The following is a 22,324-nucleotide window of genomic DNA, read 5'->3' as shown; positions in this document are numbered from 1 at the left end:
ACGCACAAGAGCTAACGAATGAAGCGAAGGCGGATCGAGCCCTGATGCCCTCTGCTTCGAGCCGCACTCGCGCGTGCACAGCCATTCCTTCATTGTCAGCTAGGCCGTGATTTCCAGACATCACGACCCGGCCGACCCTACCGTCGGGCGGCGAACGCGGACATTGGAGCCGTGCCGGTCGCAAGGCGGTGGCGACTGCATTCCTGTGCGCGGTGAGCCTATGGGTCGAAAAGGCTCACTTTCGCGAAAGCTGTATCGCCTAATGTTTGATATTTGAATTTTTTAAGAATGAACATTCATTCATAAGACCAAATTTATTCAGAATCGACACATAAGATGTCGCAATGTGATCTCTTTGTCTACAGCGCTCCGCTTCAAATGTAACCCAATTTTCATGCTTCCCATCGAATTGCACAGGCCCCTCGTCCTCGACGGATGATACTTTTTCCAGAGGTGGTGACCTCCGATCCACACGCTGATTTCCCCCCCCCCCCCCAACGACAAGGGACGCCCGACATGCCAACGAGACGAGACATCCTCAAAACGCTGCCCGCCACGGGCGCGGCATTTGCACTGAGCGGGTCCCTGTTCGCCGAAGGTCCGGCGCAGGCGCAGGAGGCGCGGCAGGCGCTTCCCGGCCATTTCCACCCCAAGGGCAAGGCGCCCTCGGAGCACACGATGCGCGTGATCGAGGCGGCGAAAGCGACGCTGCCCTTCGACGACACCCGCGATTTCGACGAACAGGCGCGCGGGCTGATCGCCGAGCGCTCGGAGCGCCAGATCATGGCCGATGCCGGCAACGTGGCCTTTGACCGGTCCGACTACGACTTTCTCGACGTGCCGGGCGAGTTCGATTCGATCCACCCGTCGATGACCCGCATTGGACGGCTCAACAACAATTTCGGCCTCTACGAGGTGGTGCCGGGCGTCTACCAGGTGCGCGGCTTCGACCTGGCCAACATCACCTTCGTGCGCGGCGCCACTGGCTGGATCGCCTTCGACGTGGGCACCGTCGTCGAGACGGCACGGGCGGCCTGGGAGCTTCTCCAGGAGCATGTGGGCGAGGGACTGCCGATCACCGCGGTGATCTATTCGCACACCCATGCCGACCACTGGGGCGGTGTCGGCAGCCTCGTCACGGAGGAGGATCTGACCGAGGGCCGCGTGGAGGTCGTCGCCCCCAACGGCTTCATGGATTTCCTGATCTCGGAAAACGTCTTTGCCGGCAACGCGATGAACCGGCGGCTGTTCTACCAGTACGGCCTGCTGTTGCCCTCGGGCCAGCACGGCTTCGTCACGCAAGGGCTCGGCCACCGCGTGCCCGCGGGCGTCAACAGCCTGCTCGCGCCGACACGTCTTGTCTCCGAAGCCATCGAGGAATTCGAGGTCGACGGCGTACGGATGATCTTCCAGAACACGCCCGACACCGAGGCGCCGCGGGAGATGAACACCTACCTGCCGGACCTCAAGGCGCTGTGGATGGCCGAGAACGTTACGGCGGTGCTGCACAACATCTACACGCTGCGCGGCACGCTGGTGCGCGACGCGCTCAACTGGTCGCAATACATCAACGAGGCGCTTTACCTGTTCGGCGGCGAGGCGGAGGTGATGTTCGCTTCGCACCACTGGCCGCGCTGGGGCAACGAACGCGTCCAGGAGGTGCTGCGCGACCAGCGCGACATGTATGCGCATTTCAACAACCAGGTGCTGCATTACGCCAACCAGGGCGTGACCATCAACCAGATCCACAACGTCTACGAGATGCCGGAGAGCCTTCAGCAGAAGTGGCACTGCCGGGGCTACCACGGCTCGCCCGAGCACAATTCGCGCGGCGTCATCCAGCGCTTTCTCGGCTTCTGGGACTGCAACCCCGCCACGCTGATCCCCCTGTCGCCAGAGGAGTCGGCCCCGCTCTATGTCGAGATGATGGGCGGCGCGGAACGCATCATGGCCCGGGCGGACGCGCTGCATCGGGCCGGCGACTACCTGCTGGAGGTCGAGATCCTCAACAAGCTCGTGCAGGCCGAGCCGGAGAACGGCGCGGCCAAGGACATGCTCGCGGACTGCTTCGAGCAGCTCGGCTACCAGCAGGAGAACCCGGGGTTGCGCAACAGCTTCCTCGCGGCCGCCTACGAGCTTCGCAGCGGGATACCGCAGGGGGCGGCGGTGGAGTCCGCGAGCCCCGACGTGATCCGTGCGATGTCGACGGAGCTGTTCCTCAACTTCCTTGCCATCAAGATGGACAGCCGCCGCGCCGAGGGGCTGGAGTTGAAGATGAACCTCGTCACGCCCGATAACGACGAACGCTTCGTGGTCGAGCTGTCGAACGCCACGCTCACAAACATTGCCGGGTATCAGGCCGAAGACGCCGAACTCACGCTGACGGTCAACCGCGCCGATCTGGAGACGGTGATGGCCGGGGAAGCCACCTTCGAGGCGCTGCTGGCCGACGGACGAGCGACGGCCGACGGCGACATCGGGGTGCTCGGCCAGCTCGCAGAGCTGATGGTCGAGTTCGACCCGCGCTTCGAGATCATGCCGGGCACGAAAGCCCGGACAGTCCGCGCCGAAATGGAGCCGTTCGAAGGCGACGTCGGGTCGATGATCGCCGAATGACCGACCGGCCGTGACTCGGACTCCAGGATCAACGATGTGTTCATCCGCGCGTCTGGCGACATGTTCATGCCGGGTGCCATGCTGCGGGGCCGCCGCATCATCCTTAACGACGCGATCGGCGACCGGACTCCGAGGGTCCCTCGAGAGCGGCGACAGCGCGATGACGCTTGTCATCCAGCACGAGAAACCGGCTGAACCGCACGCGCGCCAACTGGCTGACCGCACCGGCGCGGCCGTTCTACGTGGCGATGCGCCACGACTCCACGGAATCCGCGATCATCACCGGCGATGGGGCAGCGCAACCGGTCAGCGGCCGCTGAGACGAGGCGCCCCGTGGGCGAGGCCCTTCGCTGCATGGCCCACACATGCGCGCTTTCGATTTTTTCCATTAAAGCCAGCTTGTCAGACTCGGGACGAATACGGACACATCTTCTGTGTGAGGGCAACCATCTCTGCACGGCCGTACAGAACGAGCTAAGCGAGTCCGAGATTTCAAAACGCCTTCTCAGTTGTTCCAGTCCATGGCCTAAAGCGCTCTTGAGCCATGAGTTGAGTGTGGCACCTAAGTCCGCTTCGTTCATCAGCGGCCTGCCAGCTTATCTGATGAAAAATGGATCGGAACTGGTCTCAGTCACTTAATTAAGCGCGGAACCTTTTCGGGATGCGGACCGGATTGCGCTTGCAGCGGTTTCTGGGTGCTGGATCATGGAGGAGATGTCGAGGCCTCTAGCCTGACCTGAGACGGCCGCAACCCGGAGCACGCCGCGCGAAAAAATCAGGCGATTATTGAATGCAACTGGCACGGTGCCGGATAAGGCATTGGTTGTCCTGTTCAGGGCAACGCAAGCAACGAGATCTTAGCAACGCCGCCGCCGATATCGCATGGAAGGTGGATGCGCGCCCATGATGTCTCGAAGACAAATCTTGTTGTCATCAGTCGCCGCAGCAGCATTCGCCGTTACAGGTTCCGCGCCGCGGTCCGGCGTGCTGGCGGCGTTCGAGCTTGGAGGCGACGCACACTGGAGAGAAGCCCAGTTCGAAGCCGGGCCGAGGGACGGGTCGATCGCGCTGGCGTTGGGCGGCGGCGCGGCCAAGGGCCTTGCCCATATTCCGGTCCTGGAAGCCTTTGACGAAATGGGCATCCGCCCGCGCGTCCTCGCCGGCACGTCCATGGGCGCGCTGATCGGCGCTTGCTACGCGAGCGGGATGAGAGGCCGTGAAATCCGGCTCTATACCGCGGACCTGTTCAAATCACGTATTGAGGTTCTGCGCCGCATCTTCGGCGGACCCTCGACGTCATGGTTCCAGCTGCTGGCCTTCACGAAGGCGGCGGTGCTGGAGCCGGAGGCCCTGTTCGGCGCGGCCCTGCCTGACACCTTGCCGGGACGTTTCGAGGACCTCTCAACTCCGTTCAAAGCGATCGCGACCGATTTTCATGATCAGGAGCAGGTCATCCTGGATCGTGGTCCGCTCCTGCCAGCGATCTCGGCTTCCTCTGCGCTGCCTGTGCTGCTCAAGCCTGTCGAGCTGGGCGGCCGGGTGCTGATCGATGGCGGCTTCGTCAATCCGACGCCCTTCGACATCCTCATCGGCAGCGCGCAGTTTACCGTGGCCGTCGATGTGACGGGCAAGCAGGCCTCGCCGGATCGCGCGGTGCCGGGGCCGCTCGATGCGTGGATCGGCGCATGGCACATCGTCCACCGGTCCCTGGTGGATGCCAAGCTCCGCCACGTCCAACCGGATATCCTGGTGCGCCCGGACATCTCGGCATTCAACAGCATGGATTTCTATGAGATTGACGAAATTCTCGCCGCGGCGGAGCCAGCGAAGGACGTCATCAAGCGCCGCGTCGACGCGCTGCTGGCCGATCAATGATGGGCGAAGCGCCACGGTTAACGCGCCGGCCCGCGCTTCTCGAAGATCACCTTGAGTTCCGCCGCGCGTTCATCGCTCCAGTTCGGCGGATCGAGCACGGCAGCCCAGGCGTCGATGTAGTCGCGCGCGATATAGTCATGGCCGTAGCCGGGCACATCGAGCGCGATAGAGGTGTCGAGCGCCACCTGCAGCATGGTGACAATCGGGAACCATGTCAGCTCGTCAGACACATCCGGGGCTCTGGGATATTCCATCCAGGCCGGCCGCTGAAACGCCGAGCCATAGGTGAAGGCGACGATCGGGTCGCTGCCGTAGTTCAAAAACACGAACCGCATCGGCCCCCATGGCGCCGACGCCTCTTCCAGCCCCGCGCCGTTCTGGTTCGCCACTCGAAACAGCGATCCGTTGCCATATCGCGGACGCCAGTCGGGGCTGTCTGGATTGCGGCCTGTGCGCACCTGGTTCCAGACGGGGCTGAAGAACGGCGACCCGGCCCACAAGCCGCCGTCGATCGGCTCGCCGAGCATATCCAGAAGGGGCAGTGTTTTCTGGGAGTTGAAGGCGCCCTGGCTCAGACCGTGTACATATAGCTTCGGGCGCGCGTCCCCGGGCAAGCTCAGCCAGTGCTCATAAACGGCATTGAACAGCGTTCTGGCCTGATCGATGCCGTAATCGGGATGAGCGAGCAGAGCGAGGCCGCTGGTGAGATATGAGTATTGTACCGCGACCGTGGCAACGTCCCCGCCGAGGATGAACTCCAGCGTGTCGTGCCCGCCGGGATCGAGCCAGCCCGTACCGGTCGGGATCGCGACCACGAGCACCGAGCGATCAAACCCGCCGACCCGGATCAGCTCTTCCAGGGCAATATCGGCCCGCGCCTCCGGCGACCCGGCGGCGTGGCGGCCGACATAGACCCGCAGAGGTTCCAGCGCACGGTTAGGCCAGAATGCGGCGATTTCCTCGCGCGTCGGGCCGCGGGCGATGAAGTCACGCCCCCTGCGTCCTAGTTCCTGCCAGCTGACGAGGGAGCCCGGGCTGCCGGTCTTGCCGGGATCTTGCGGCTGGCGGATATCGGGTTCGATCAGCATTTCGGCGGCCGCGAATGAGGCGTCTGCCGCGCGAAACGCCGTGCGGACAAGCGCGCCGTCGATCACCGACCAGAAGAGGAACAGCGCAACCCCTGCCCCGGCCACGAAGGCTATGCGTTCGGGCAGAATCGTCCTTGCAAAGGCGCTGAGCTTCCTTGTGGAATAGGCGAACACATGCCCCAGTACCCAGAGGATGAGAAAAACGCCAAGAGCAATCAGCGCGATCTGGAACCGGTGCGTCTCCTCGACCGGGGCAAGCCCGACTGCCGCGCGCGTGATGTTCTGCCAATCGTTCGCTTTGAAAAGGCCATAGATCGCAATGGCCGCGGCCAGACCAGGGGTCGCCCAGTTGTAGATGGTTCGCCATTGATTCGGCAGTCGCGGGAGTAGCAGGTAGCGGGCGAGCGCGAGCAGTTCGGTCGCGATCAGATAGCCGACCGCCGCGGCGACGCCGCCAAGGAGCCCCTGCATGAGGGCGTCGCGCGGCATCAGCGATGGCGTAAGTGACGCCGCGAACAGGATGGCAGCCAGCAGCACGCTCGTTGCCGTCATGGTCGGCAGGCGACCCAGGAAGCTGGAACGGGTTGGTGATCGCTGCTTCGTCGAAGTGGTTGCTTTGGGCACGGGCCGCATGACGCGTCTTCCTTCGAGCATGATGCGCGGGGGCTTGCGGTGCTGTCCGCTCAGGGCCCAACGGGAAGCCAGGCAGGCTTGTCCCAGGCGATCCGTCACGACAGCTCGCGACTTTCGTGTCGTCGCGCCGCTGCCACCCGCCAAGGTCTCTTGAAGCTAGATGGCAGCTCTGCAGCCAGGCATCCTGGTTGCGCGGTGCCAACGGGCTGTCCGCCGGCAAGCGCGGGGGCCCGGAAGCGTGAATCGACTGCGCCCCGCCACAATGTCACAAACCACTTTACTTGGAGAGATCCCAAGAAAGCGTTTTCCCGCCTTCTCTCAATAAAGACAAAAAGACGGTCGCTGCCCTTTAAAAGCCAGGCGGACATTTCGCGACGATGAGACAATTTACCACTATACGCTGATATTGAAATTGTAATAAATTTTTACAATAAATAATATAGACACAAAAAACACAATTTATACTATCTTCGATTTATATAATTAGCAAAAATTTTCACTTATCAACCCATGTCTCAATATTTTTTTACATTTCGCGTCATATTAGACAAATATTATTCTGAACCGTGTTTTTTCATGATGGAGTCGATCCGAGTTCCTGTTCTTGAAAACCCTAACTTAACGCGATTTCGATGTCTGATGACGTTGCGATCTTCGAACCGGTGGATGTAAGGGCGGACGCCGCCATTGCCGCGGTATCGACCGGGCATCTGCCGGATCCCGAGCATGTCGCGCGTCTTCTGCGCGAGGCCTATGACGAATACCGCCACCTCGATAAAGGGGTTGTGGCGGACTACATTCCCGCGCTCGCCACGGTCGATCCTGCTCTGTTCGGCATGTGCGTCGTCGGGGTGAGCGGGGGGGTGCATGAGGCCAGCGACGCCGACCATTAATTCTCGATCCAGAGCGTCTCCAAGCCTTTCGTCTTTGCCCTGATCCGCCAGCGCAACGCCGGCGGCAAAGCTGGCAGGCTCAAGCGAAGCGCCGGCGGCCGTCCACACCGGGAAGAGCAGAAGCCACACTGGAACAATGCCTTGGGCTATCAGCGCGCGCCCCCAATCGGCCTGGACGACATGCCGCGCCGAAGCGCCCGCTAGGCAGCCGTCGCCACCTTCGGCGCGAGCGCGGCTTTCAGCTTTTCTTCCTGCTCATTCGACAGCGAGGTCCGCAGGACTGTCGGATTGAACGGCTCGATCTCCGGGAGCACCTTGTCTGGGTCGAACGCCTGACGAGAACGAACAGCGCCGCTGAGTTCTCGGTAATCGTCTCGCCCACCTGCCTGATGAACGCGTCATCGATACCGTGATCAGCAAGGCTGCCGGACAGAGCGCCCATGCCGGTTCCGGTCAAACCACCGACCGCCAGACCGGCGAGCGGGTTGAGCAAGAGCACACCCACCAGGGTCCCGAATATTGACACCCCAACTGGGGCCGCTCATTGCCCCGATGGCTGTCAGATTGACGGCCTGCTTTTCGTGGATCTTGCCCTGCTCGTCTCTGACCGCAACGCATGCATCTTCCAGATCGATCAGATGCTCCTTTTCCATGGCACGGAGTTTCCGAAACACTTCATCGGCGGTGTCCGTAGTGTCAACGCTCAGGACGATAAGATCGCTCATGATCCGATCCTTTTCGACGCCGACCAGCGGTCAGCTTGCTTTCCTGGAGCAGACTCAAGAGCGTGCGTGGATCGACACAAGCCAACAATCATTCGTGGTCCACACGGTGACAAGTCGATTAATCGAACCGATCAAGTCAGCATAGGCCTGTGTCGGCAGCGCGAGCAGCATGTCCGCGCGGTGTCGAATGCGAATCTAAAGACCACACACTACATCGATATGGGCAGCGAGTTCCCCGCCCTCCGAAGGGCAGAAACGCTATGCCCGCTTTCACCGCGTGGCAGAAGTCGTACCTGCCGCGCTGGGGGCTTGTGTTAGGGGATCAGTCGTGATTATGCCGTCATGATGAGGCGTCGGTTTGCCAACCAAATTCGGACTTGCGACCACCAATCCTCTTCAAGGGCAGTAGGGCGTCTTAGCAGCCGACAACGTATCATACGACTGGTCTGAATGCCTCGGAGCACACCCCCAAAATCGTTGCGAACCGGCGAACACCACGGTGCAATTCAAGCTCGCGTGGCCGGATGTCTTTCCTGGTGCATACCTCCTTCGATCGGCCCAACCTGCTTGTTCCGCCACTGCGCCATGCAGAGATATTTGCGCCCCATGCGAATATTCCCGATAATGACTGATTGAAAATAAGAATAAATGGGAAACGCCATGAACACGGGCATGGGCGCAGCGAGCGGCGGGCAGGAGCCCAGCTTCAATCGCTCGCTCCTGACACGTAGAGCTCTTCTGCGAGCGGCTGGAGGCGGCGTGGTCTGCGTTCTCGGCGGCACCGCCAGGGCCCGCGCCGAGGCAGCCGAAGAAGTAACACTTGGGCTGACGCCGGTTTTTCTGACTAATGATCTCGAATTGCTGTCCACGCTGCGAGACTACCTGACAACAGCGCTCGGACAGCCGGTCAAACCGGTGCTGCGCCGGACCTACGAGGAAATAACCACGCTGCTTGTCTCTGGCCAGCTCGATGCCGCCTGGATCTGTGGTTATCCTTATGTGGCTTTCCGCGACCAGCTTGGGCTCGTGGCTGCCCCCGTGTGGCGGGGAAAACCGCTCTACCAGTCGTACATCATTGCACGCGCCGATGATCCCGCGGGATCAATCGAAGAATTGCGTGGCCGTGTTCACGCCTTCTCCGACCCCAACAGCAATTCCGGCTACCTAGTCACGACAGCATTGCTTGCAAAAGCTGGGAAGCGGCCCGAACGTTTCTTCAGCCGCGTTTTCTTCACTTATGCCCACCGCAACGTTGTTCGTGCCGTTGCTTCCGGACTGGCCGAGAGCGGCAGCGTGGATGGCTATGTCTGGGAAGTGATGTCGAAGACGGAGCCTGAACTTACACGCCGGACACGGGTTATCCGCAAGTCAGAGTGGTTGGGCTTCCCGCCAGTCGCGGCGCCAGTGGAGGCCATCAGTGCGCCGCGGACCAAGGCTTTGCAGGATGCCTTCACCAGAATGCACGACACACCGAAAGGCGGAAAGGTCCTCAGTCTCCTGCGGCTGGACGGCTTCAGGCGGGTGCCGCCTTCGCTATATGACCCGATTGCCGCCAAAGCCAAGCTCGTTCAACGCTTCGGATAGTTCAGTATGCTGCGCTGTTACCGCCCGTCTGACTGGCCGATTACCATCCGCGTTCCACTACTCGTCATCACGCTTATGGTGGCGATAAGCGTTGTAATATCGAACACTGTTCTCACTCGGCTTGCGCAGACCCAGGAGACCCATATCCGGGCCGTCAGCCAGACCTATCTGGACGGGCTTGACGCCAGCCTGTTGCCCCACATCCTGCGCGAGGACGTGTGGGAAGTTTTTGATACGCTGGATCGGGCACGGCCAGATTCCGCCGGTCTGAACGTTGCCACCACTATTGTGCTGAACGCGGCTGGCGATGTGATAGCCGCCAGCGATCCGATCCGCTTCCCCACCGGCCGGCCGATCCCCGAATGGATGCTCAAAGGTTTGGAGGACGGCGCGCTACAAATCGACGAGACCAATGAGACGGCGCGATTGCGCCACCCAGTGCGCACGCAGGGCCAGCATGTGGGCAGCATCTACACTGAACTGGAGATTTCTCATCTGCTCGCGGAACGTCGCGCAGTCCTCTGGCAACTGATTTGGACAAACACCGCCATCACGCTTGCGCTCGCTGGGCTGGGCTACTGGGCGGTGCGCCGGATGGTCGAGCCGGTGCGCACTTTGGGCTCATATCTGGATCGCGCGAGCGGCGGGCCGGTCGAGATGATCCCGAATGCCGAATTGAGGGCCGCCTCCGGTGAGTTTCGCCAGCTTTTCGAGCGATACAACGCCATGGCGCAGGCCGCCAACGAGCGCGTGGAACTCATGCGGCGCCTTGCCCGGGAAGAGCGGCTGGCAAGTCTCGGCCGTCTGGCCTCAGGTATGGCCCATGAAATCAACAATCCTCTTGGCGGACTGTTCAACGCGCTGGACAGCCTCAAACGTTACGGCGACCGGGCCAGCGTCCGGCAAGCTTCGACCAACTTTCTGGAGCGCGGACTGAGCGGCATTCGCGACGTCGTGCGCGCAGCACTGATGACCTATCGCCAGCCGGGGGCGCGCCCTCTGCTGAACCGGGAAGCCATCGATGACCTGCGCTACCTGGTCCAGCCAGCGCTGCGCCAAAAGGGGCTCACGCTTGATTGGAATAACGAGATTGACCGCGAGCTTCATCTGGCGGGGCGTGGCGTGCGCGACGCCGCCCTCAATATCCTGCTGAATGCCTGTGAGGCCTCCCCGAGGGAAGGTACAATCAGGTTCAACGCCTGCCACGATACGCAGAGCCTGTTCATCGAAATCGCCGATCATGGACAGGGCATGCCGAATTTGTACCGGGAGTTTTTGGAAGTGGGTAATAGGGCAGTCGGCCCGCTGAAGCACGGCGACGGCCTCGGGCTGTGGATGGTGCGCCAGCTCCTCGACGAGGCAGGCGGCGGCGCCACGGTAGATGCCGGCGCGGATGGCACGCGCGTGCGCTTGGAGTTTCCACTCGGTAAGGAGCACCAACATGACGTCGCTTGACGGGAAGACCATTGCGATCGTCGAAGACGACGCGATCATGGGCGAATCGCTGATGCAAAGCCTTTGCCTGGAGGGTGCCATGGTGCGTTTGTTCGCATCGGGCGAGGCCATCCAGCGCGAGACGCGACTGCGCGATCTCGATCTCATCGTCTGCGACATCCGGTTGCCGGGTATCGACGGAGCCTGTCTTTTTGAGACGCTGCAGGCGCAAGTCGACGCGCCGCCGTTCCTGTTCATGACGGCTTACGGAGAGATCGACCAGGCCGTGGCGCTGATGCGCGAAGGCGCGGCGGATTATGTGACCAAACCGTTCGAAATGGATGACTTTCTGCGCCGCGTGCAGAGTTCCCTGCGCCCTGCCGGGCCTTCCGATGGCGGCGTTCTTGGTGTTTCGCCGGCAATGCGCGAAGTCGAGGCGCTGCTGGGGCGGATCGCCAATCTGGACAGCCCGGTCTTGTTGTCGGGCGAAACGGGCACGGGGAAGGAGGTCTGCGCCAGATTTCTTCACGGACTGTCCCGCCCGAAGGCGCCCTTCATGGCGGTGAACTGCGCCGCGATCCCGGCAGAGCTGCTCGAAAGCGAACTCTTTGGCCACGAGGCCGGCGCGTTCACAAGCGCACGAAAGCGCCATCTCGGCTATGCCGAACGCGCAGGCACAGGCACTCTGTTTCTCGACGAGATCGGTGAACTGGCCATGCCGCTCCAGGCCAAGCTGTTGCGATTGCTGGAGGACCGCCAGTTTTACCGCCTCGGCGGCGAAAGCCCGGTCCCGTTCCAAGCGCGGCTCATCGCAGCGACCAATGCCGATCTGGACGCGCTGATCCGCGACAAGCGGTTCCGCTCCGACCTCTATTACCGCATCAACGTGGTCGAAGCCCGCATTCCGCCGCTGCGTGAACGGCCCGAGGATATCTCGTGGCTCATCGAGCGATTCTTTGACGAGATGGCGACTGTTTCCCAGACGCTCGCGCGTGGCATTACCGCGCCGGCCGAGCAAACTGCGCGCGCGCATCCCTGGCCAGGCAATGTCCGCGAGTTGCGCAACAGGATGGAACGTGCGCTCGCACTCAATCTGACGGGCTGGATAGGCCCGCAGGACCTGTTTCCCGAGCAAGCTGCTGTGACGGCTGGGGACGGCGGTGCCCGCTCCCTCGCCGATGCGCGTGAGGCCGCGGAAAAGCAGCAAATCCAACTGGCGCTTTCCGAAAACGAGGGGCGGATCGGCAAGACGGCCGCTGCACTCGGGGTCTCGCGCACCACGCTTTGGGAAAAAATGAAGCGTTACGGCCTCACCGGCGATGCGCTTTCTTGAAGTACCGCCAATGTTCGAAAATCCGGACATCCAAGCCGCCAATGTTCGGAGTTTCGGACGTTGCGCATCTATGCCGAATCTCAGGCTATTGATAATAAAGGACTAAAAGCGTCCTCCCCGCTGGCACCGCAATTGCATTGCTGCGCATGCATCAATCAAATTGAACGGGAGGAAATTCATGAAACGTTGCCGAAACCTTGTCGACGTCGGGCGCCGGCAGTTCCTGCGTGGAACCGGTCTGGCGGCGGCCGGAGTCGCGACCGCCGGCGCGTTGCCGCAGGAAGCCAAGGCCGCGCCGCAGCTTGCCAGGGTCAGCTATCCGGCCAACCGGCTGGCGAATATCAGCGATCTGACAGTGAACGAACCGCTAAACGTGAGCTATCCCGACGAAGACGCCCCAGGCGTGCTGCTGAAGCTGGGCCAGCCTGTCGAAGGCGGCGTAGGTCCGGACGGCGATATTGTCGGCTTCACGACCGTTTGCCCCCATAAGGGCTTCCCGCTGGCCTACAACGCGGAAGACCGCACGCTGAACTGCCCTGGCCATTACTCCCGGTTCGATCCGGAAAAAGGCGGCCAACAGATCTGGGGGCAGGCGACGCAGAACCTCCCGCAATACGCGCTGCGGGTCGATGAGCAGGGCGATATCTACGCCGAGGGGCTGGATGAACTGCTCTACGGACGCCTGAGCAACGTGCTGTCCTAAGGGAGGAACAAAGATGGCTTACAAGCGCAATACCGATCGCCTGCCGATCATCCCGGCCAACGCAACGCGGAAGAACGTCGTCTGTCATTACTGCATCGTCGGTTGCGGCTATCATGCCTATACTTGGCCCGTGAATGAACAAGGCGGCACAGACGCCAGCGACAATGCGTTTGGCACGGACCTGTCACAGCAGCAAGGAGCCGAAACCGAGGCCTGGTACTCGCCGTCAATGTACAACATCGTCAAGCAGGACGGTCGTGATGTTCACATGGTCATCAAGCCGGATGTGAATTGTTCGGTGAACGGCGGGTTGGCCTCGATCCGCGGCGGGCGCATGGCGGAGATGAGCTATTCGACCGCGCGCCAGACCCAGCAGCAACGCCTGACCGATCCGCTGGTCTGGCGGTATGGCCAGATGCAGCCCACCTCGTGGGACGACGCGCTCGACCTTGTGGCGCGGGTGACGGCTGAGATCGTCAAGCAACGCGGCGAGGATGCCCTGTTCGTCTCCGCAGCGGACCACGGCGGCGCAGGCGGCGGCTACGAGTTCACCTGGGGCACGGGCAAGCTCTATTTCGGCGCGATGAAGGTCAAGAACATCCGCATCCACAATCGCCCGGCCTATAACTCCGAGGTGCACGCCACCCGCGACATGGGCGTCGGCGAGCTGAACAACGCCTACGAGGACGCGCAACTGGCCGACACGATCTTCGTCGTCGGCGCGAACCCGCTGGAGACCCAGACCAACTATTTCCTCAATCACTGGGTGCCGAACCTGCGCGGAACGTCGCTTGGCAAGAAACAGGAGATGATGCCGGACGAGCCGCATGCTCGCGGGCGCATCGTCATCGTCGATCCGCGCCGTACCGTGACGGTAAATGCCTGCGAGGTCGAGGCCGGCAAGGACAACGTCCTGCACCTGCCGATCAACGCGGGCACGGACATGGTACTGTTCAATGCGATCCTGACCCACATTGCCGATCAGGGCTGGGTCGATCAGGACTTCATCGACAACTACACCGCCGCGCCGGGCAGCGATCCGATCGGCGGGGACAGCGACGCCAAGCCCGCTGCGCTGGTCGATTTCCAGACGGCCGTCGAGGCGAACCGCACCAGCCTCGACGAGGCCGCCAAGATCACCGGCGTCAGCGCGGACGACATCGCCAAAGCGGCGGAATGGATCGCCCAGCCGAAAGATGGCGGCGCGCGCCGGCGCACCATGTTCTCCTACGAGAAGGGCCTAATCTGGGGTAACGACAACTATCGCACCAACGGCGCGCTGCTCAACCTCGCGCTCGCCACCGGAAATGTCGGACGGCTGGGCGGCGGCTGCGTGCGTCTCGGTGGCCATCAGGAAGGTTATGTCCGCCCGAACGAGGCGCATGTCGGCCGGCCTGCTGCTTATGTCGACAAGCTGCTGATCGAGGGCAGTGGCGGCGTCCATCACATCTGGGGCTGCGACAACTACAAGACGACGCTGAACGCCATGGAGTTCAAACGCGTCTACAAGCAGCGCACCGACAAGGTGAAGGACGCCATGAACAGCGTGCCTTATGGCGACCGCGAGGCGATGGTCAAGGCGATCGTCGATGCCATCAATGACGGCGGCCTGTTCGCTGTCGACGTCGATATTGTGCCGACGCGGATCGGCGAGGCCTGCCAGGTCGTTCTGCCCGCAGCGACGTCTGGCGAGATCAACCTGACCTCCATGAATGGCGAGCGGCGGATGCGGCTTACCGAGAAATACATGGACCCGCCGGGCCAAGCGATGGGCGACGGTATCATCGCCGCGCGGATCGCCAATCACATGGAGCGCGTGCTGCGCGAGATGGGCGACGACGCCTATGCCGATCAGTTCAAGGGCTTCGACTGGCAGACCGAGGAAGACGTCTTTATGGACGGCTACCACCAGAACGCGGCCGGCGGCGAATTCGTCACCTATGACCGGCTGCGGGCGATGGGCACCAACGGCTTCCAGGAGCCAGCGGTGGGATATGAAGACGGCAAGATCATCGGCAGCCCGCGGCTCTATACCGACGGCAAGTTCGGCACCGAGGACGGCAAGGCGCGGTTCTGCGTTGCCGAATGGACCGGCCTTCAGGCGCCCGGCAAGGAGGAGCAGAAGGCGAAATTCCCGTTCCTCATCAACAACGGGCGAGCAAACCAAGTCTGGCAGTCCGCCTATCTGGATGTCGACAACGAGCTGGTGATGGACCGCTGGCCCTATCCCTTCATCGAGATGAGCCCGGACGACATGAGCGATCTGGGCATCAACGAAGGCGATCTTGTCGAGGTCTTTAACGACAGCGGCTCGACGCAAGCGATGGCCTATCCCACGCCGACGGCCAAGCGCGGCGAGACCTTCATGCTATTCGGCTATCCGACCGGCGTGCAGGGCAACGTCGTGAACGATGGGGTGAACGAACTGATCATCCCGAACTACAAGCAGACCTGGGGCGACATCCGCAAGATTGCCGATGCGCCGCAGAGCGTGAAGCATCTGAGCTTCAAGTCGAAGGAATACGCGCTGTAGAAGACAACGCAGGGCCGGGCGGATGACCTTCCCACCGCCCGGCCAAATCAGATGCTGCGCTGATTGACGCGCCGGGAGACGTCCTCGGCGCTTTCCTTGCGTTCGCTGTAGCGGTCGGTGAGATAATCCGCCCGGTCGCGCAGCAGCAGCGTGAACTTCATCAGCTCTTCCATGACATCCACGATCCGGTCGTAGAGCGGTGACGGCTTCATCCGTCCGTCCTTATCGAATTCCAGATAGGCCTTGGGCACCGAAGACTGGTTCGGGATCGTGACCATGCGCATCCAGCGGCCCAGCACCCGAAGCTGGTTCACCGCGTTGAAGCTCTGCGATCCCCCGGAGACCTGCATCACAGCAAGCGTCTTGCCCTGCGTGGGCCGGACGCCGCCCAGCGCCAGCGGAATCCAGTCGATCTGCGCCTTCATGATGCCGGTCATCGCACCATGACGCTCCGGCGAGCACCAGACCATGCCTTCGGACCACGTCGCCAATTCGCGCAATTCCTGGACCTTGGGATGGCCCGGGTCGGCGTCGTCCGGCAGCGGCAGGCCGGACGGATTGAAGGTCTGCGTCTCTGCACCGAAGCGGCGCAGGATGCGCGCCGCCTCCTCGCTGGCCAGCCGGCTGTAGGACTGCGCGCGCAGCGAGCCATAGAGCAGCAGAATGCGCGGCGGATGGGCGGTACGTGGCGGCTCAAAGAGCGCATGGTCGTCGATCGCGCGGAACGCGCCCTCATCCAGGCTCGGAAACGTATCGAAGTCCTCAGCCAACGCGCTTTCCTTCTTGGTCGATCAGCACCCCTCCATCCTCATTGTAGTACGGACCGGCAGGCCAATGGTCGAGCAAATCAAGAACCGTCTCGCTCGGACGGCACAGGCGCACGCCATTGCGGCAGCACACAATGGGCCGGTTGACCAGAATCGGATGTGTGATCATCGCCTCCAGCAAAGTCTCATCCGGCACGCCAGGATCGAGAAGGCCGAGCTCTTCGGCCGGCGATTTCGTCTCGCGCAGCGCCTCGCGCGGCGTCAGGCCGGCGGCGGCGAACAGCCCGAGAAGCTGGGCGCGCGTCCACCCGGTCTTCAGGTATTCTATGACCGTGGGGGCATAGCCCGCCGCCTCGATGATCGCCAGCACGTTGCGCGACGTGCCGCAATCGGGGTTGTGGTGAATGACGATATCCATGCCGGGCGCGGCTCCTTCGTGAAAACGGCGATTGACAGGCTTTCATTTAACTATATAACTAGAAACATGGTTTCAAGCGAAAACGAACCCGCTGTTGAAGAGATCGCGCAGGGCTTCGCCGCGATGGGGTCGGAGGCCCGGCTGCAGGTCGTGCTTACGCTTGTGCGTGCCGGAACCGACGGCCTGACCATCGGCGACATCCAGAGCCGAACCGGAATGCCCGCTTCCACGCTCGCGCACCATCTCAAGTTCCTCACCTCCGCCGGGCTGATCGAACAGGAGAAGCAGGGCCGCGCCGTGATCAACCGGCCGTGCTTTCCACGCCTCGAGACGCTGGCGGGCTACATCCTCAAGCAGTGCTGCGCCGACCTGGACGGCGAACCGGGAGACTGACATGAGCGAGACGCTGCAAGCCGCCGCGGGCCGCATCGACTGGAAAGGCTGGCTGTGGACCCCGTGGACGCTGGTCGTGCTGCTGCCGCTGGCGGTTCTGGCGCTCGATCCGGCGAAGTTCGGGCACGTCACGGTGCTTGCAACCAGCGCCTTCGCCCGCACGCTGCCCTATATCGCCTTCGCCGTGATCCTGATCGCCTGGCTCAAGGCCGCGGGGGCCGAGACCATGATCGGCAATGCCTTCAAGGGCCGCGAGACGCACATGATCCTGCTGGCCGCGCTGTTCGGTGGGCTGGCGCCATTCTGCTCGTGCCAGGTGATCCCGTTCATCGCCGGCCTGCTGGCGGTTGGCGTGCCGCTTGCGCCGGTGATGGCGTTCTGGCTGTCCTCGCCGCTGATCGACCCGCCGACGCTGCTGATCACCGCCGGGGCGCTGGGCTGGACCTTTGCGATCGCCAAGGCGATTGCGGCCGTCGGCCTGGGCCTGATGGGCGGCTTCGCCATCAAGGCGATGATGGCGCGCGGCGCGTTCGCCGACCCGCTGCGCCCGCGCTCCTCTGGCGGCTGCTGCAAGAAGACATCCGGCTTTGACGGCCAGCCGGTCTGGCGCTTCTGGGGCGAGGCCGAGCGCCGGGACACGTTCCGGGCGGAGTTGACCAGCAACGCGCTGTTCCTCGTGAAGTGGCTGGCGCTGGCTTATGTGCTCGAAGCGCTGCTGGTTACTTACGTGCCCGCCGACCTGATCGCCGGCGTCGTTGGCGGCGACGGCCTGCTGCCGATTGCCATCTCGGCGGTCGTCGGTGTGCCCGCCTATCTGAACGCCTATGTCGCGCCGCCGCTGCTGGCCGGGCTGACCGAACAGGGCATGAGCATGGGCGCGGCGATGGCCTTTATCATCGCCGGCGGCGTCAGCTCGGTCCCGGCGATGGCCGCGGTCTGGTCGCTGGTCAAACCGCGCGTGTTCGCGGCCTATTTCCTGCTCGGGCTTGTCGGCGCGATGCTGGCGGGGCTGGTGTTCCAGATGGTAGTGTGAGGCGAGGTGCTTGAAGACAGCCAGTGTCCGCTTCCACCGCATCTGCGACTTGAGCGGGCTTTAGGTTGGGAAGCCTCTCGCCAGGGCACCCAAGATGCCAGTTTTACTCTCGGACGCCGAACCTGACCGCTTCGCCGTGTAACCGGACATGCCTGGTGCGCTGTGGCCATAATGGGCACTCCCTCAAAAAGTCAGGAGGTGACCATGACTGACCGTCTCTCTGATTGTCCTGCTCAGGAACAGACCGCCAACCCTGGAACAAGGGCAAGCTGATCGGCGCCAAGCCGTCGCTGCGCCTCAAGCACATCTGGGCGATCAGGAGCAGGCTCCAACTGGCGGGGCGCAAGCGCGACCTGACGCCGTTCAACCTCGCCATCGACAGCAAGCTGCGCGGATGTGATCTGGTTAGCCTCAGGCTGAGCGATATCGCGCCGCGTGGCTATGCGGTGGAGCGGGCCACTATTCGTCAGCATAAGACCGGGCGCCCGGTGCGCTTTGAACTCACCGAGCGGACCCGCGAAGCCGTCGACGATTATCTGAAGGCTATTCGAACCGGCGCCGCAGGCTACCTATTTCCAAGCCGCGTGCATGATGGCGCTCATCTCTCAACGCGCCAGTATGCAAGGCTCTTGCGCGACTGGCTTGGCGATATCGGCCTTGATCCGGCGATTTACGGCACGCATTCGCTGCGTCGGAACAAGGCGACCATGACCTACAAGCGTACTGGAAATCTGCGCGCCGTGCAGCTCCTGCTCGGCCACACCCGGATCAAAAGCACTGTCAGATATCCCGGCGTCGAGATCGATGACGCCCTGGCGATCGCCGAACAGACCGACGTCTGATAGTCGGGGGCAGAGCGGGCATGCTCTGCCTGCCTCTGGCTCTCCCGCACACGCGGGGATAGGGGATAGACGTCAGCCGGGGATCATCTGAACCGAATACAGGATCGCTTCAGCAATTCTTATCGGCGGACCAAAAGAGGCACAGGCGAACTATTCCGAGAGCCAAATATCTGAGATAGATGGGAAATTTTAATACCAGTGGCGGAGAGGATGGGATTCGAACCCACGATACGCGGTTAGCGTATACTCCCTTAGCAGGGGAGCGCCTTCGACCACTCGGCCACCTCTCCACCTGTAGAGATACTAACGCGAAGGGGGGTTTGACAAGGCGATGTTGAAAATTCTTGGAAGCGCCAAGGCCCATGAGCCGTCGCAGATCAGCTCGGCGCGCCGACTACCAGACTCCAGAACGTCTTGAACTGGGTGTCCGGGTTTTGAACCACCGCCACGCCCATATGCGTGGCATCGGGTAACAGGAGGTTGCTGTTGTGGTCCGGGCTGCGCTTCCACTCGCGGAACAGCTCGCCAAACGTGAGCTGGCCGGTGCCCACGTTTTCTGCGGCCACTTTAGGATCGTAGCCAGTCCGCTGCACCCGCTCCCATGGATCGGAGCCATCAGAGCCGAAATGCGAGATTCGGTCGTGGTCCGCGAGATCCTGCGCATGCGCGAGCGCGGCCTGCTCAAGCTGGGGATCCAGGTCAAGCGGCGGCAGACCGTTGTCCTCGCGATACCGGTTGACCAGGGCCAACGCCTCCGCCGGCTCGAAGCTCTCGGCCGGCGCAACGGTCTCCAGCTCATCGTCTTCAGACGAGGCCGTCGCGCGGTTCCATAGTGCCGAAAGGCGCTGTGACAGGGACGGTTCGGCGTCGTTCTCGGTCTTTTTGACCTGCTTGACCGCCTGCTGATCGGAAGTCTGATCGGCGAAACTGCCCATCAGCCCCGTGTTCACGGCGCATCCGCCAAGCGGCCCCGAAATGAGCAATACCGCGGCGAGCGGGACCAAGCGTTTTGCGCCCCGCATTGATTGGCCCTGATGGCTTGGCGCCTGCACGACCGTCTCCGTAATATCTGGCAAACTTTTCAGCAAGGTATCAGCAATACCGTTAAGAAACGGTTTCAGAATGTGCCTCGCGGAAACACCCGCCGCACCGCAGAAGTATCAGACAAGCTATGTGACCTAATGATGGCGCAGCCGGCTCAGGCGTCGCTGCCGCCGCCGTCGTTGGTGAGCTTGTCAAGGCGCGCGCGCATCTCGGCAAGCTGGGCCCGGAGTTGGGCGACCTCTTCGGCCGAAGCGGGGGCACTGTCGCCGGGGCTGTGATCGCCGGCTTCCGCGGCGCCTTGGCCGGTTTGCTCGCCCTCTCCCGCCCCGAACGGCTTGAACATGTTCAGCGCGTGCTCGAACATTTCCATGTTCTGCAGCGCCTGCTTCTGAATGGCCTCAAAGGCGGCGTTGCCGAATGGCGCGTTACCGAACGTCTCGGCAAGCTGCTGGGTGTATTTCTCCTGCTCGCGCGTCAGCGTGTTCATGCTGAACTCAAGGTAGCTTGGCACGAGCTTTTCCATGGAGTTGCCGTAGAAGCGGATGAGCTGGCGCAGGAAGCTGATCGGCAGCAGGTTCTGCCCTTTGCTCTCTTGCTCAACGATGATCTGCGTAAGCACCTGGTGCGTCAGGTCCTCGCCCGTCTTGGCGTCGTAGACCACGAAGTCGCGCTCCGAGCGGACCATTTCGGCAAGATTGTCGAGCGTCACGTAGGTGCTCGTGTCCGTGTTGTAGAGGCGGCGGTTGGCGTACTTCTTGATGACCGCTGGCTCCTTGTCGACCTTGGTGCTCGGGCGGGATGTATCGTCTGGCATGTCGGCTGTCTCGTCAGCTGTCGCGGGCGATCGCGGCATCACGTCCGTCCCGGATATCCAAATATCTTGTTCCAATATTGCATTGCGGAAGCCGGGGGACAAGCTTTGTGCTGGCCAAGAGACGGTTGGTGAATCAGGGAAAATCGCCGATACTCGAAAAAAGTGATGGTATGAGCGCGCGCGGCGGTTCACGCGGGCGCTTTGCATGCGCACAATGGCGCGGGAGTGGCCATAACGGCCCGAATGGCAACATCCGGCAGTTGGCCGGGAAACAGGAGGACGGCATGAGCAGTGAAGAGACCATTGTGATCGCGGGCGGCGCGCGAACGCCGGTCGGCGCGTTCAACGGCAGCCTGAGCAGTGTTCCCGCCCATTATCTCGGCGAGACGGTCATCCGGGAGGTGCTGGGCCGCGCGAAGGTTGAACCGGCCGAGGTCTCCGAAGTCATCATGGGACAAATCCTGACCGCCGCGCAGGGCATGAACCCGCCGCGCCAGGCCTCCATCAACGCCGGCATCCCGATCGAAACGCCCGCCTGGGGCATCAACCAGGTCTGCGGCTCCGGCCTGCGCTCGGTCGCGCTCGGCTACCAGCAGATCAAGGAGGGCGAGGGCAAGGTCGTCATCAGCGGGGGCCAAGAGAGCATGAGCCAGGCGCCGCACGCGGCCACCATCCGGCAGGGCCACAAGATGGGGCCGCTGGAGTTTGTCGACACCATGATCCGCGACGGTCTCTGGGACGCCTTCAATGGCTATCACATGGGCAACACGGCGGAGAACGTCGCCGAGAAGTGGCAGATCACCCGCGAGGAGCAGGACAAGTTCGCTGCCGAGTCGCAGAACAAGGCCGAGGCCGCCAAGAAGGCCGGCCGTTTCAAGGATGAAATCGTGCCGGTCACCATCAAGGGCCGGAAGGGCGACACCGTCGTCGAGGAAGACGAGTACATCCGCGAGGGCGTCACCGCGGAGAGCCTGTCCGGTCTGCGCCCGGCCTTCAGCAAGGATGGCTCCGTTACGGCGGGCAACGCCAGCGGCATCAATGACGGTGCGGCCGCGGTCGTTCTGATGAACGAGGCGGAAGCCGAACGGCGCGGCGTGGAACCGCTCGCGCGCATCGTGTCCTGGGCGCAAGCTGGCGTTGACCCCTCTATCATGGGCACCGGCCCGATACCGGCCTCGAAAATGGCGCTGGAAAAGGCCGGCTGGAAGCCCGAAGACCTGGACCTGATTGAATCCAACGAAGCCTTCGCCGCGCAGGCCTGCGCCGTCAACAAGGGTGTCGGGTGGGACCCCGAGAAGGTCAATGTGAACGGCGGTGCGATCGCCATCGGCCATCCGATCGGGGCGTCGGGCACGCGCATCCTGGTGACGCTGCTCCACGAGATGCAAAAGCGCGACGCCAAACGCGGCCTTGCCACCCTGTGTATCGGCGGGGGCATGGGTATCGCCATGTGCGTGGCGCGGGATTGATCCCGAGCATGGCGGAACGGCTCGCGCGGTGACAAGCAGGCGAACAGGAGGAGACGGCATACGGCCGCCGCGCCTCCCGGAAGTCTGCGCGCCGCATCGAGCTCGGTTAATGGATTGAACGGAGCGG

The 22,324-nt window shown here is 62.5% G+C and carries 18 protein-coding genes, 1 tRNA gene and 1 pseudogene; 13 read left to right on the top strand and 7 right to left on the bottom strand.

Going from position 1 to position 22,324, the window contains the following annotated elements:
* The first annotated feature begins 516 nt into the window (after window positions 1–516).
* The 3 genes from BXY53_RS03780 (at window position 517) to BXY53_RS03775 (ending at window position 4,491) form a co-directional block, all read left to right on the top strand.
* Window positions 517–2,616: an alkyl/aryl-sulfatase gene (locus BXY53_RS03780; protein WP_119060567.1), complete on the top strand. Its 2,100-nt coding sequence runs from the start codon at window positions 517–519 to the stop codon at window positions 2,614–2,616.
* Window positions 2,617–2,783: 167 nt separating this feature from the next.
* The gene (locus BXY53_RS14080) at window positions 2,784–2,936 is read left to right on the top strand and encodes a hypothetical protein (protein ID WP_170144327.1); all 153 of its coding nucleotides are present in this window, start codon (window positions 2,784–2,786) and stop codon (window positions 2,934–2,936) included.
* 664 nt (window positions 2,937–3,600) lie between these two features.
* Complete coding sequence (locus BXY53_RS03775; protein ID WP_170144326.1) at window positions 3,601–4,491, top strand: patatin-like phospholipase family protein; 891 nt, start codon at window positions 3,601–3,603, stop codon at window positions 4,489–4,491.
* A 17-nt stretch (window positions 4,492–4,508) separates the two neighbouring features.
* Here the strand turns inward: BXY53_RS03775 and BXY53_RS03770 are convergent, their stop codons facing one another.
* Window positions 4,509–6,131, bottom strand: coding sequence for an alpha/beta hydrolase (locus tag BXY53_RS03770; RefSeq protein ID WP_119060565.1), 1,623 nt, complete (start codon window positions 6,129–6,131; stop codon window positions 4,509–4,511).
* A gap of 713 nt (window positions 6,132–6,844) precedes the next feature.
* On the opposite strand from BXY53_RS03770, the gene BXY53_RS03765 reads away from it, so the two are divergent.
* Window positions 6,845–7,105 carry a glutaminase gene (locus tag BXY53_RS03765; protein ID WP_119060564.1) on the top strand — a complete coding sequence of 87 codons (261 nt, stop codon included), beginning with the start codon at window positions 6,845–6,847 and terminating at the stop codon, window positions 7,103–7,105.
* Between the two features lie 200 nt (window positions 7,106–7,305).
* Here BXY53_RS03765 and BXY53_RS03760 read toward each other — a convergent pair.
* A pseudogene (locus tag BXY53_RS03760) lies at window positions 7,306–7,830 on the bottom strand (DUF1269 domain-containing protein).
* 660 nt (window positions 7,831–8,490) lie between these two features.
* Between BXY53_RS03760 and BXY53_RS03755 the strand changes: the two are divergent.
* The 5 genes from BXY53_RS03755 (at window position 8,491) to BXY53_RS03735 (ending at window position 15,417) form a co-directional block, all read left to right on the top strand.
* Window positions 8,491–9,414, top strand: coding sequence for a substrate-binding domain-containing protein (locus BXY53_RS03755; RefSeq protein ID WP_245410345.1), 924 nt, complete (start codon window positions 8,491–8,493; stop codon window positions 9,412–9,414).
* A gap of 192 nt (window positions 9,415–9,606) precedes the next feature.
* A complete protein-coding gene (locus BXY53_RS03750) occupies window positions 9,607–10,869 on the top strand; it encodes a sensor histidine kinase (protein WP_170144325.1) in 1,263 nt (420 codons plus the stop codon).
* A complete protein-coding gene (locus tag BXY53_RS03745; RefSeq protein WP_119060562.1) occupies window positions 10,856–12,181 on the top strand; it encodes a sigma-54-dependent transcriptional regulator in 1,326 nt (441 codons plus the stop codon). Before BXY53_RS03750 ends, BXY53_RS03745 begins: the two co-directional genes overlap by 14 nt.
* Window positions 12,182–12,359: 178 nt before the next feature.
* Window positions 12,360–12,884 carry an arsenate reductase (azurin) small subunit gene (locus BXY53_RS03740; protein ID WP_119060561.1) on the top strand — a complete coding sequence of 175 codons (525 nt, stop codon included), beginning with the start codon at window positions 12,360–12,362 and terminating at the stop codon, window positions 12,882–12,884.
* Between the two features lie 13 nt (window positions 12,885–12,897).
* Window positions 12,898–15,417, top strand: a complete 2,520-nt coding sequence (locus tag BXY53_RS03735; protein WP_119060560.1) for an arsenate reductase (azurin) large subunit — start codon at window positions 12,898–12,900, stop codon at window positions 15,415–15,417.
* A gap of 47 nt (window positions 15,418–15,464) precedes the next feature.
* Here the strand turns inward: BXY53_RS03735 and arsH are convergent, their stop codons facing one another.
* Window positions 15,465–16,187, bottom strand: a complete 723-nt coding sequence (gene arsH / locus BXY53_RS03730) for an arsenical resistance protein ArsH (RefSeq protein WP_119060559.1) — start codon at window positions 16,185–16,187, stop codon at window positions 15,465–15,467.
* The gene (gene arsC, locus BXY53_RS03725) at window positions 16,180–16,602 is read right to left on the bottom strand and encodes an arsenate reductase (glutaredoxin) (RefSeq protein ID WP_119060558.1); all 423 of its coding nucleotides are present in this window, start codon (window positions 16,600–16,602) and stop codon (window positions 16,180–16,182) included. Before arsC ends, arsH begins: the two co-directional genes overlap by 8 nt.
* A gap of 66 nt (window positions 16,603–16,668) precedes the next feature.
* On the opposite strand from arsC, the gene BXY53_RS03720 reads away from it, so the two are divergent.
* The 3 genes from BXY53_RS03720 (at window position 16,669) to BXY53_RS03710 (ending at window position 18,870) form a co-directional block, all read left to right on the top strand.
* Window positions 16,669–16,995 (top strand): ArsR/SmtB family transcription factor, encoded by a 327-nt coding sequence (locus BXY53_RS03720; protein ID WP_119060557.1) that lies wholly within the window; start codon window positions 16,669–16,671, stop codon window positions 16,993–16,995.
* Between the two features lies 1 nt (window position 16,996).
* Window positions 16,997–18,028 (top strand): permease, encoded by a 1,032-nt coding sequence (locus tag BXY53_RS03715; protein WP_119060556.1) that lies wholly within the window; start codon window positions 16,997–16,999, stop codon window positions 18,026–18,028.
* A gap of 224 nt (window positions 18,029–18,252) precedes the next feature.
* Window positions 18,253–18,870 carry a tyrosine-type recombinase/integrase gene (locus tag BXY53_RS03710; RefSeq protein WP_119060555.1) on the top strand — a complete coding sequence of 206 codons (618 nt, stop codon included), beginning with the start codon at window positions 18,253–18,255 and terminating at the stop codon, window positions 18,868–18,870.
* A 199-nt stretch (window positions 18,871–19,069) separates the two neighbouring features.
* On the opposite strand, the gene BXY53_RS03705 is transcribed toward BXY53_RS03710, so the two are convergent.
* From BXY53_RS03705 to phaR, 3 genes are all read right to left on the bottom strand, one after another.
* Window positions 19,070–19,160, bottom strand: a tRNA-Ser gene (locus tag BXY53_RS03705).
* A gap of 87 nt (window positions 19,161–19,247) precedes the next feature.
* On the bottom strand, window positions 19,248–19,805 hold the full coding sequence (locus BXY53_RS03700) for a CAP domain-containing protein (protein WP_245410344.1): 558 nt from the start codon (window positions 19,803–19,805) through the stop codon (window positions 19,248–19,250).
* 263 nt (window positions 19,806–20,068) lie between these two features.
* Window positions 20,069–20,728, bottom strand: coding sequence for a polyhydroxyalkanoate synthesis repressor PhaR (gene phaR / locus BXY53_RS03695; protein ID WP_119060553.1), 660 nt, complete (start codon window positions 20,726–20,728; stop codon window positions 20,069–20,071).
* Between the two features lie 284 nt (window positions 20,729–21,012).
* Here phaR and BXY53_RS03690 point away from each other — a divergent pair, with 284 nt between their 5' ends.
* Complete coding sequence (locus BXY53_RS03690) at window positions 21,013–22,197, top strand: acetyl-CoA C-acetyltransferase (RefSeq protein ID WP_119061755.1); 1,185 nt, start codon at window positions 21,013–21,015, stop codon at window positions 22,195–22,197.
* Window positions 22,198–22,324: the final 127 nt, after the last annotated feature.

It is taken from the genome of Dichotomicrobium thermohalophilum (genome assembly GCF_003550175.1).
In the GTDB taxonomy this organism is placed as follows: Bacteria; Pseudomonadota; Alphaproteobacteria; order Rhizobiales; family Rhodomicrobiaceae; genus Dichotomicrobium; species Dichotomicrobium thermohalophilum.
This window is presented reverse-complemented; position numbering and strand designations above follow the sequence as displayed.

Excerpts from the sequence above, each read along its gene's own strand:
- BXY53_RS03720 (WP_119060557.1), top strand. The coding sequence starts at position 16,669 with ATGGTTTCAAGCGAAAACGAACCCGCTGTTGAAGAGATCGCGCAGGGC.
- BXY53_RS03735 (WP_119060560.1), top strand. The coding sequence starts at position 12,898 with ATGGCTTACAAGCGCAATACCGATCGCCTGCCGATCATCCCGGCCAAC.
- BXY53_RS03780 (WP_119060567.1), top strand. The coding sequence starts at position 517 with ATGCCAACGAGACGAGACATCCTCAAAACGCTGCCCGCCACGGGCGCG.
- BXY53_RS03700 (WP_245410344.1), bottom strand. The coding sequence starts at position 19,805 with ATGGGCAGTTTCGCCGATCAGACTTCCGATCAGCAGGCGGTCAAGCAG.
- BXY53_RS03755 (WP_245410345.1), top strand. The coding sequence starts at position 8,491 with ATGAACACGGGCATGGGCGCAGCGAGCGGCGGGCAGGAGCCCAGCTTC.
- BXY53_RS03765 (WP_119060564.1), top strand. The coding sequence starts at position 6,845 with ATGTCTGATGACGTTGCGATCTTCGAACCGGTGGATGTAAGGGCGGAC.
- arsC (WP_119060558.1), bottom strand. The coding sequence starts at position 16,602 with ATGGATATCGTCATTCACCACAACCCCGATTGCGGCACGTCGCGCAAC.
- phaR (WP_119060553.1), bottom strand. The coding sequence starts at position 20,728 with ATGCCAGACGATACATCCCGCCCGAGCACCAAGGTCGACAAGGAGCCA.
- BXY53_RS03770 (WP_119060565.1), bottom strand. The coding sequence starts at position 6,131 with ATGACGGCAACGAGCGTGCTGCTGGCTGCCATCCTGTTCGCGGCGTCA.
- BXY53_RS03740 (WP_119060561.1), top strand. The coding sequence starts at position 12,360 with ATGAAACGTTGCCGAAACCTTGTCGACGTCGGGCGCCGGCAGTTCCTG.
- BXY53_RS03745 (WP_119060562.1), top strand. The coding sequence starts at position 10,856 with ATGACGTCGCTTGACGGGAAGACCATTGCGATCGTCGAAGACGACGCG.
- BXY53_RS03715 (WP_119060556.1), top strand. The coding sequence starts at position 16,997 with ATGAGCGAGACGCTGCAAGCCGCCGCGGGCCGCATCGACTGGAAAGGC.
- BXY53_RS03690 (WP_119061755.1), top strand. The coding sequence starts at position 21,013 with ATGAGCAGTGAAGAGACCATTGTGATCGCGGGCGGCGCGCGAACGCCG.